The sequence below is a fragment of the Streptomyces sp. NPDC059850 genome (assembly GCF_042731515.1).
Classification (GTDB): domain Bacteria; phylum Actinomycetota; class Actinomycetes; order Streptomycetales; family Streptomycetaceae; genus Streptomyces.
Window position 1 is genome coordinate 1 of the sequence record NZ_JBHWJI010000118.1, and the last position, 9,582, is coordinate 9,582.

Sequence of the window (9,582 nt, forward strand, 5' to 3'; positions counted from 1 at the left end):
CGGCGAAGGCGGTCGCCGCGCCCGTGCTGCCGATGAGGGCGATGGCGGCGGCCGTGCCGAGGACGATGGCGCGGGGGGTGAGGGTGCGCTTGGCGGTGGCCTTCATGGTGACGGTTCCTCCGGTTCGTATCGCGTGGTGCGTTCCGTCGGCGGGGCTCTCTCGCGCCCTTTCGACATCCACTACGTTGCCGAATCGAACCTGAAGCCAGCCTGAAGTCCTGAAGCCTTCTTCAGGTTGAGAGGGCTGGAAAGGTGAAGGGGCCGCCCCGCCGGACAGTGGCGGGGCGGCCCCTTCGGGCTCAGAGGGAGGGTTAGGCGTGGGCCGGGGCGGGGGACATCGCCCGGGCCTCCGCCTTCGCCTTGCGCGTCCCGTACAGGGTGATGGCCGTGGCACCGGCGACGGCCAGCAGGCCGAGGGCGACGGTGCCGGTCCAGCCGCCCGAGTGGAAGGCGATCGCGCCGAGCGTGCCGCCCGCGCTGCTGCCGGTGTAGTACGCGGTCTGGTAGAGCGCGGCGGCCTGCGCCCGGCCCGTCTTCGCGGTGCGGCTGACCGCCGAGGAGGCGGCGGCGTGGCCCGCGAAGAAGCCCGCGGTGATCAGGACCAGCCCGAGCAGGACGGACACCAGCGAGTCGGCGAGGCTCAGCAGGAGCCCGGCGGCGGTCATGGAGACCGCGACGTACAGGGCGCCACGGCGGCCGAGGCGGCCGACCAGCTTGCCGGTGGCGGCGGAGGAGACCGTGCCCACCAGGTAGATCAGGAAGATCGAGCCGATCATGCTCTGCGAGAGCCCGAAGGGCTCGTCCACCAGCCGGTAGCCGATCACCGTGTAGACGCCGCCGAAGACGGTCATGAAGAGCGCGCCGATGGCGTACAGGCGGCACAGCAGCGGGTCGGACAGATGCCGGGACACGGTGCGGGCCAGCGCCCGCGGGCTGACCGCGGCGGGGGAGAAGTTCCGGGCCTTGGGGATCAGCAGCCGGAAGGCGATGCCGCAGATCAGCGACATGGCGCCGACCGCCGCGAGCCCCATCCGCCAGCCGTAGCCGTCGGCGACCCAGCCGGTGATGAGACGGCCGCTCATGCCGCCGACGCTGTTGCCCGCCACGAAGAGCCCGATCGCGCCGACCAGCGCCCGCGGTTCGACCTCCTCGGAGAGGTACGCCATCGCGGAGGCCGGGATTCCGGCGATCGCCGCGCCCTGGACCGCGCGCAGCGCGATCAGCCAGCCCAGGTCGGGGGCGTACGGCACCACCAGCGCGACCGCGACCGCGACCGTCAGCGAGGCGGTCATCATCGTGCGGCGGCCGAACCGCTCGGACAGGGCGCTCAGCGGGACGACCGCCAGCGCCAGCGCCAGGGTGGCGGCCGAGACGCTCCAGCTGGCGGCGTCGGCCTGGACGTGCAGATCGTCGGAGATCGCGGGGAGCAGCGCCTGCGTCGAATAGAGCAGGGCGAAGGTGGCGAGTCCGGCCGTGAAGAGCGCGAGTCTCATCCGGACGTAGCCGGGGCGGCCGGGGGCCATGCGCTCGGGGGCAGAAGAGACAGGCGGTGCGGAGGCGTCCACGCGGCTGTGGGTGGACGCCCCGGTATCAGCGGGAGGCATGGTTCGAAGGTACGTACGCGGGGTTTGATGCGTCCAATGCACGGAATCGCGATAATCGATCCACTGCTGCATGAGCAAAGGTCAGGGCCCTTTATGTCACGCATCCGCAACGAAAACGACATTCCGGTGACAGTCGAGGCCGAGCATGAGTCATGGGCGATCGCCCTGACGCCCCGCCTCGCCCAGTTCGCCGCCGTCGCCCGGCATGAGCATGTCACCCGCGCCGCCCAGGAGTTGGGCGTGCCCCAGTCGACGCTCAGCCGGGCGATGGTGCGGCTGGAGGAGGACCTGGGTGTGGCGCTGTTCGCCCGCCGTGGCCGTACGGTGGCGCTCACCCCGGCAGGGCGCACGTTCCTGCGCTCGGTGGAACGGGCGCTGGCCGAGGTGGACCGGGCCGCCGAGACGGTGCGGGCCGACGCGGACCCGGCGGCGGGCCTCGTCGCGTTCGGCTTTCTGCACACGCTCGGCTCGGAGACCGTACCCGGTCTGATCCGCGGCTTCCGCGTCGACCACCCCCGGGTCCGCTTCCAGCTCGTCCAGAACTACGGCCAGGCGATGATCGAGCGGATGCGCGAGGGCGGCCTCGACCTCTGTCTGACCTCGCCCGTCCCCGACGCCCCCGACCTGGTCGCCCGCCGCCTGGACGAGCAGCGGCTGCGGCTGGTGGTGCCGTACGACCACCGGCTGGCCGGACGCCGCCGGGTGCGGCTCGCCGAGGCGTCGGCGGAGCTGTTCGTCACCCTCGAACCGGGATACGGGCTGCGCCGGATCACCGACGCGCTCTGCGCGGAGGCGGGCTTCACGCCGAAGATCGCGTTCGAGGGGGAGGAGGCGGAGACGCTGCGCGGCCTGGTCGCCGCGGGGCTCGGTGTGGCGCTGCTGCCGCCGCCCGCGGTGCCCCGCCCGGGGGTCGTGGAGCTGACGGTCACGGCACCGCGCGCGGTCCGTGAGATCGGCGTGGCCTGGCTGGACGGCCACCCCGACACGCCTCCGGTGGCCGCCTTCAAGCGGTTTCTGCTGAGCCGCCGCGGTCAGCTTCTCGACTGAGGTCCGCCGCCTCCGGGCTGATCAGCACGTCGACCCCGGCCCGCAGGAACTGCTCGAAGACGTCCTGGTTCTCCGCCGAGGCCAGCGCGGGCGTCTGGATCGTGCCGCGCATCAGGCTGGTGCCGAGCACCCACGCCACCAGCAGCTCGGCCCGCACCTCGGCGTGCGGGCCCTCCAGCCGGGCGGCGAACTGCCTGGTGAACATGTCGGTCATCTCCTCGCGCAGTCGGCCGATGGCCTCGTCGCGGCTGGAGGAGCGGAGCACGGTGAGCACGGGGTGGGGGAAGTCGACGTCCTTGGGCTCCCCGGCGATCAGCGCGCTGAACCAGTCCGCGACGCAGTCCAGGGGGACGTCGAGCAGCGGCTCGAACACCTTGGAGTTGCTCGACACCCGCTCGAACAGCGCTTCCTTTGAGCCGAAGTACCGGTAGACCAGCGCCGCGTCCACTCCGACGTCCCCGGCGATGTCGCGCACGCTGGTGCCGTCGTAGCCGTACCGGCCGAAACGGAAGGCGGCGGCGGACATCAGGGCGGTGCGCGTCCGCTCGGCGCTGCGCTTGCGCGCAGGCGTGCAGTCGGGCGTGGCGGCTGCCCCGCAAGTCCGGTCGTTCTTCGGTTCGTTCACCCGATAGCTCCTCGCGCAGATACGGCCGTTCGCCGGTCGCCCATCCTCCTGGCTCTGCCGACTGTCTCAAAGTCACCGATCGTTGTCAGCGCTTGTTGACTTTCCACCGAACGCACCTGCACGATGATCGATAAGTCAACGATCGATGACTTATGGGGTTGGGAGATCATCTGTGTCTGAACGACGTGTCGCCGTCATCGGAACCGGCTATGTCGGACTGACCACCGGCGCCTGTCTGGCGTCCCTCGGCCACCACGTGGTGTGCGCGGACGCCGACTCCCAGAAGGTCCAGCGGCTGCGGCGGGCGGAGGTCGACATCCTCGAACCCGGCCTGCCGGACCTCGTCCGGGACACCGTGGCCACCGGCCACCTGGAGTTCACCCAGGACACCGCGGCCGCCGTGGCCGACGCGGACGTCGTGTTCCTCTGCCTGCCGACGCCCATGGGGGCCGGTGGCGCGGCCGACCTGGCCGCCGTCGAGACCGTGGCCGGGGAGATCCGTACCGTCCTGCCGCAGGACAGCGTGGTGGTCAACAAGTCCACCGTGCCCGTCGGCACGGCGGAGCGCGTCGCGGAACTGCTCGGCCGCCCGGACGTGACGGTGGTGAGCAATCCGGAATTCCTCCGCGAGGGCCGGGCCGTCCACGACTTCCTCCACCCGGACCGCATCGTGATCGGCGCCGCGGACCGGGAGGCCGGTCAGCGCGTGGCCGACCTGTACGGCACGCTGGACGCGCCCGTCGTGCTGACCGACGCCGCCAGCGCCGAACTCGCCAAGTACGCGGCCAACTTCTTCCTGGCCATGAAGCTGTCCTTCGCCAACAACCTGGCCACCCTCTGCGAGCACTTCGGCGCCGACATCGGCGACGTCACCGACGGCATCGGCTACGACCCCCGCATCGGCCCCGCGTTCCTGCGGCCAGGACCCGGCTGGGGCGGCTCCTGCCTGCCCAAGGACACCCACGCCCTGCTGACGATCTGCCAGCAGGCCGGGGTCGACTTCCCGCTGCTGCGGGCCACCATCGAGACCAACGTCGAGCACCAGCACCGGCTGGTCGAGCGCATCGTGACCGGACACGGCTCCGGTGACGGCTCGCTGCACGGCGTACGGCTCGCCCTGCTCGGCCTGACCTTCAAGGCGGGCACCTCCGACCTGCGCGACTCACCGGCCCTGGCGATCGCCCGGCTCCTCAGGGAGCGCGGCGCCGAACTCCTCGCCTACGACCCGGCGTTGCAGGGCACCACCCGCCCCGACCTGAGCGATCTGCTCACCCTCGTGGACGACCCGCTGGACGCGGCGGCCGGTGCGGACGCGTGCGTCGTCCTCACCGAGTGGCCGCAGCTGCGGGACCTCGACTGGGAGGCCGTCGCGGCTCGGCTCGCCACACCCACCGTCCACGACTTCCGCAACCTCCTCGACCCGGACCGGCTCGAGCGGGCCGGGCTGCGGTGGCACGGCGTCGGCCGCGCGCCCGCCCTGGCGTCCCAGGGCTGAGCCGTCCGCGACGCAGCCCGTCCCCGAGCCGTACGCGACGCAGCCCGGCCACGTAACCGAACCGACCGACAGAAAGGTTCACCCCATGCGGGTCCTGTGCACCACAACCGGCAGCGCCTCCCACGGGCGCGCCCAGCTGCCCCTGCTCCGCGCGCTCGCCGCGGCCGGACACGAGGTGCTGGTGGTCACCAACCCCAGCCTGGCACCGGTCTTCCAGGACGATGACGTCCGCGTGAGCACCATCATGCCCGACCTCGACCCCCGCGCCCGGATGGAGGAGCACTCCGCCGATCTGGCCAAGCTGCCCACGGACGACACGGCCGCGCTCCACACCGCGATGGGGAAGCTCATGTTCCGCGGGATGGCCGGGGGCGGTGCGAAGATCTCCCTGGAGAGCGTCTTCCCGACCGCGAAGGAGTTCCAGCCCGACCTCATCCTGCGCGACGGCATGGACATGGGCGCCTGCCTGATCGCCGAGCGGCTGGGCATACCCCATCTGCCCACCCCCTCCGGCGCCGTGAACATCGTCGACCCGGCCGATGTGCTGCCGTACCTCAACGCCACCCGCGAGGAGGCCGGGCTGCCCACCCACGACGACCCGCTGTCCATCGCCCCGTACGGGCGCGTCGACTGCGTACCGCCGGAGCTGACCTTCGCCCGGAACCTGCCCCCGACGTTCTCGTACCGGCAGACCGTGGACGTCGAGCGGGCCTCCGTCCTCCCGCGCTGGGTCGCCGAACTCCCCACCGACCGGCCCCTGGTGTACGGCGCCATCGGCACCGCGATGCCGAAGATGCTGGAGATGATGGGGGCCGCCGAAGGAGGTCCGGAGCTTCCGCCCGGCTTCCCGGATCCCACGGCCACGCTGCGCACCATCGCCGACGCCGTGTCGCGGCTGGACGACTGCACCGTCGTCCTCACCACCTCGGGCGTCCCCCTGGACACCGAAGGACTCCCGCCGCACGTCCACGTCACCGAGCGGCTGCCGCAGCCGATCCTGCTGGAGTCCGTCGACGTCTTCCTCACCCACGGCGGCTTCAACAGCGTCCGTGAGTCGCTGCGCACCGCCACCCCGCTGGCCGTCCTGCCGCAGTTCGGCGACCAGCACTCCAACGCGCGCCGGGTCGAGGAGCTGGGCATCGGACGGCACGTCACCGACACCACCCCCGAGGGCATCGCCGCCGTCTGCCGGGAGGTCCTCGCCGACGACTCCATCACCGCCCGCGCCCGCGCGGCACGGCTGGCGATGCTGGCCACGCCGGGCATCGAGACCGCGGTCGGCGATCTGGAGAAGCTCGCCGCATAACCCCGCCCTGCACGCCGAACGGTACGACGCGACCCCCGGGAAGAGACGGACCTCCTCGTGACCACCTCCGACACGACCGAGCGGGGCCCGGCCCCCGACGCGGACGGCCCGCCCGTACGGCTCACCCACCGCCAGATCACGACCGTCATGTCGGGTCTGGTGCTCGGGATGTTCCTGGGGGCGCTCGACGGGACCGTGGTGTCGTCCGCGCTGCGCACCATCGCGGACGACCTCCACGGCCTCACCGCCCAGGCCTGGGTGACCACGGCCTACCTGATCACCGCGACCATCGCGACGCCGCTGTACGGCAAGCTCTCCGACATCCACGGCCGCCGCCCGGTCTATCTGTGGGCGATCGGGCTGTTCACCCTCGGCTCGCTGCTGTGCGGAATCGCCACCTCGATGTACGAGCTGGCGGCGTTCCGGGCGGTCCAGGGCCTGGGCGGCGGCGGGCTGATGTCGCTCGCCATGACGATCGTCGCCGACATCACCTCACCCCGGGAACGCGGCCGCTACCAGGGCTACTTCATGGCGGTCTTCGGCGGCTCCAGCATCGTCGGCCCGCTGGTCGGCGGGGCGCTGGCGGGCCGGGAGACCCTGCTGGGGATCGACGGCTGGCGCTGGATCTTCCTGATCAACGTGCCGCTGGCGATCGTGGCCGTCACCGTGATCCTGCGGGTGCTGCACCTGGTCCCGCACCGCCCGGTGCGGCACCGCCTGGACTACGGCGGCGCGGCGGCGCTCGCCGTCGGTCTGGTCCCGCTGCTCACGGTGGCGGAGCAGGGCCGCAGCTGGGGCTGGGGTGCGCCGCTGTCGCTGGCCATGTACGTGATCGGGGTGCTGGGCCTGGCCGCGTTCGTCCTGGTGGAGCGGCGGATGGGGGACGCGGCGCTGCTGCCGCCGCGGATGTTCCGTATCAAATCCTTCCGGCTCGGCACGACGCTGCACTTCATCGTCGGCATCGGCATGTTCGGCGCGATGACGACGCTGCCGCTGTACTTGCAGCTGGTGAAGGGCATGAGCCCGATCGGGGCCGGGCTCGCCACGCTGCCCACGGTGGCGGCGAACCTGACGGTCACGCTCGTGGTCGGCCGTCTGATCTCCAAGACCGGGCGGTTCAAGGTCTACCTGGTCACGGGCATCGGCTCGTTCGCCGCCGCCATGGTCGTCTACGCGACGCTGAGCGTGGACAGCCCGCTGTGGCACGTCTCGCTCGGCATGGTGTTCATGGGCGCGGGGCTCGGCGCGGCGATGCAGACGCTGACCACCCTCGCGCAGAGCGAGGTGCCCCGGAAGGACATGGGCGCCGCGACCGCCGGGGTGAACTTCTTCCGCTCCAACGGCGGCACGGTCGGCGCCGCCGCCTTCGTCTCCATCCTCTTCTCGTTCGCGGGACCGAGGATCGGCGACCGCTTCACCGAGGCGCTGCGGCAGCCCTCGTACCGCGAACTCGCCGAACAGCCCGCCAACGCGGAGGCGTTGAAGGCGGCCGTCGGCCCCGGCGGCAAGGTCAACCTGGAGGACTCGGCCTTCCTCCACACCCTCGACGCGCGCGTCGCCAAGCCGTTCCTGGAGGGCTACGTCAGCTCCCTGCAGATCGTGTTCCTCACCGGCGCCGCCGTGCTGCTGCTGGCGTTCCTGATCGCCGCCTGGCGCGTACCGGACCTCACGCTCTCGGACGAGTAGGCAGGCCCGTACGTCTATCCCTGATCCGCCCTCGGTCCGGCATCGCCGTCCGAGGGCGGTTTGGGTTTGGTGTGGAGGACTTCCCGGCCCTGCTGCGCGGCGCGGACCATGGTCTCGCTGACGAAGTCGACAAAGCGGGCCATGCTTTCGAGGCGGTGGGCGGCCGGGGTGTCGGGGCCGAGGATGCCGACGCCCTGCCGCGCGACCTCGACCAGCGGGGCGTTCGCCCGGGCGCTGGCCATGATCGTCTGGTACCAGATGTCGTCGTCCACGACGTAGCGCTCGCGGCGGCGGTCGTCGCGTTCCCGGCGGACGAGGCCCTGGCTCTCCAGGAAGGTGATCGCCTTGGAGATGGAGGCCGGGCTGACCTGGAGGCGCTGGGCGAGGTCGGACGCGGTGAGGCTGCCCGTGTCGGTGATGTAGAGGCAGGCCAGCACCCGGGACGTCATCTTGGGCAGGCCCGTGTGCATGAGGACGGTCGTGAACGCCTCCTCGTACTCGCGCACGGCCTCGGCGTCGCGGCCATGGGCCTGCGGTGGCGCCTGTGGATCCCGGGGCGCGGCCTGCTTGCGGCGGGCCGCGCGGCGCTCGGTGGCGCGGTGGGCCAGGTCGGCGCGGTAGGCGGTGGGGCCGCCGTTGCGCATCACCTCGCGCGTGATGGTCGAGGTCGGACGATCGAGACGCCTGGCGATCTCCGCGTAGGCGATTCCGTCGGCCAGCCCCAGCGAGATCTGCTGGCGTTCCTGCTGGGTGAGCCTGCCTCCCGGCATCGCGCGCCCTCCTCTGTGCTCTGTGACGCGTACCAGAGTAGCTGCCCCGTCTCATCCATTGCAACACGCAGATGATCTTTCGTTGCGTTGAATTCAGAGCTGTTGCAACGAAATCCTAGGTTCTAGCTGCGATGATGCTGTTCTGGTGCAACGAAGTTGTTGCCGGATAGTGGAAAGCAACGTAGCTTTTCCATTGTTCGGAAACAGCGGGAACAACGAAGCCCAGGAGGGCACGATGCACACCTTCGACACCCCCACCCCGATCTCCGTCGTCCTCGGCATCCCCGCGGGCCACGTCCGGTTCATCGCCGCCGACCGGGCCGACACCACGGTCGAGGTGCTGCCCGCCGACGCCTCGAAGAGCCGCGATGTGAAGGTGGCTGAGCAGACCGAGGTCAGCTACAGCGACGGCGTCCTGCGGATCGAGGCCACGGCGAAGAACCAGTACCTCGGCCCCTCCGGATCCATCGAGGTGACGGTCCAGCTGCCCGCCGATTCCCGGGTCGAGGTGAAGGCGGCCAGCGCCGAACTCCGGGGCGTCGGACGGCTCGGTGACGTCGCCCTCGAAAGCGCCCACGGCTCGGTCAAGCTGGACGAGGCCGCGAGCGCCCGCCTCTCCGTCCTCGCCGGTGATGTCTCGGTCGGCCGCCTGGGCGGCCCCGCGCAGATCAGCGCCGGAAAGGGCGACATCCGGATCGATGAGGCCATGCGCGGCACGGTCACCCTGCGCACCGAGCACGGCGAGATCTCGGTCGCCGCCGCCCGTGGAGTCTCCGCCTCACTGGACGCGGGCACCTCGTACGGCCGGATCCACAACGCCCTGGGGAACCCCGGCGGCGCCACCGACCTGACCATCCACGCGACCACCGCCTACGGCGACATCACCGCCCGCAGCCTCTGACCCGCAGCCCCCGAGGAGCGTCCATCATGACCAGCTTGGCCATCGCGGCGAACGGGCTGCGCAAGTCCTACGGCGAGAAGAAGGTCCTCGACGGCATCGACCTGGCCGTCCCCGAGGGAACGATCTTCTCCCTGCTCGGCCCGAACGG

General features: G+C 71.3%; 8 protein-coding genes and 1 pseudogene. 6 read left to right on the plus strand and 3 right to left on the minus strand.

From position 1 onward, the window contains the following. Positions 1–311: 311 nt before the first annotated feature. Positions 312–1,604 carry an MFS transporter gene (locus ACFV9T_RS42040; protein WP_385449010.1) on the minus strand — a complete coding sequence of 431 codons (1,293 nt, stop codon included), beginning with the start codon at positions 1,602–1,604 and terminating at the stop codon, positions 312–314. Between the two features lie 63 nt (positions 1,605–1,667). On the opposite strand from ACFV9T_RS42040, the gene ACFV9T_RS42045 reads away from it, so the two are divergent. Further along, complete coding sequence (locus tag ACFV9T_RS42045) at positions 1,668–2,651, plus strand: LysR family transcriptional regulator (RefSeq protein WP_385449026.1); 984 nt, start codon at positions 1,668–1,670, stop codon at positions 2,649–2,651. Here the strand turns inward: ACFV9T_RS42045 and ACFV9T_RS42050 are convergent. Next, entirely contained in the window at positions 2,608–3,276 is a 669-nt protein-coding gene (locus ACFV9T_RS42050; RefSeq protein WP_385449011.1) for a TetR/AcrR family transcriptional regulator, read from the minus strand. The two genes, ACFV9T_RS42045 and ACFV9T_RS42050, sit on opposite strands and share 44 nt — an antisense overlap. 172 nt (positions 3,277–3,448) lie before the next feature. On the opposite strand from ACFV9T_RS42050, the gene ACFV9T_RS42055 reads away from it, so the two are divergent. From ACFV9T_RS42055 to ACFV9T_RS42065, 3 genes are all read left to right on the plus strand, one after another. After that, positions 3,449–4,771, plus strand: a complete 1,323-nt coding sequence (locus ACFV9T_RS42055; RefSeq protein ID WP_385449012.1) for a UDP-glucose dehydrogenase family protein — start codon at positions 3,449–3,451, stop codon at positions 4,769–4,771. 85 nt (positions 4,772–4,856) lie between these two features. Beyond that, positions 4,857–6,077, plus strand: a complete 1,221-nt coding sequence (locus ACFV9T_RS42060) for a glycosyltransferase (RefSeq protein WP_385449015.1) — start codon at positions 4,857–4,859, stop codon at positions 6,075–6,077. A 57-nt stretch (positions 6,078–6,134) separates the two neighbouring features. Beyond that, positions 6,135–7,763, plus strand: coding sequence for an MDR family MFS transporter (locus tag ACFV9T_RS42065; protein ID WP_385449018.1), 1,629 nt, complete (start codon positions 6,135–6,137; stop codon positions 7,761–7,763). A gap of 14 nt (positions 7,764–7,777) precedes the next feature. On the opposite strand, the gene ACFV9T_RS42070 is transcribed toward ACFV9T_RS42065, so the two are convergent. After that, positions 7,778–8,533: a helix-turn-helix domain-containing protein gene (locus ACFV9T_RS42070; RefSeq protein WP_385449021.1), complete on the minus strand. Its 756-nt coding sequence runs from the start codon at positions 8,531–8,533 to the stop codon at positions 7,778–7,780. A gap of 235 nt (positions 8,534–8,768) precedes the next feature. Between ACFV9T_RS42070 and ACFV9T_RS42075 the strand changes: the two genes are divergently transcribed. Together ACFV9T_RS42075 and ACFV9T_RS42080 are read left to right on the plus strand one after the other, a co-directional pair. After that, positions 8,769–9,434 carry a DUF4097 family beta strand repeat-containing protein gene (locus ACFV9T_RS42075; RefSeq protein WP_385449023.1) on the plus strand — a complete coding sequence of 222 codons (666 nt, stop codon included), beginning with the start codon at positions 8,769–8,771 and terminating at the stop codon, positions 9,432–9,434. 26 nt (positions 9,435–9,460) lie between these two features. Continuing rightward, positions 9,461–9,582 (plus strand): annotated as a pseudogene (locus tag ACFV9T_RS42080) (ABC transporter); the annotation flags it as partial.

Excerpts from the sequence above, each read along its gene's own strand:
- ACFV9T_RS42040 (WP_385449010.1), bottom strand. The coding sequence starts at position 1,604 with ATGCCTCCCGCTGATACCGGGGCGTCCACCCACAGCCGCGTGGACGCC.
- ACFV9T_RS42060 (WP_385449015.1), top strand. The coding sequence starts at position 4,857 with ATGCGGGTCCTGTGCACCACAACCGGCAGCGCCTCCCACGGGCGCGCC.
- ACFV9T_RS42070 (WP_385449021.1), bottom strand. The coding sequence starts at position 8,533 with ATGCCGGGAGGCAGGCTCACCCAGCAGGAACGCCAGCAGATCTCGCTG.
- ACFV9T_RS42075 (WP_385449023.1), top strand. The coding sequence starts at position 8,769 with ATGCACACCTTCGACACCCCCACCCCGATCTCCGTCGTCCTCGGCATC.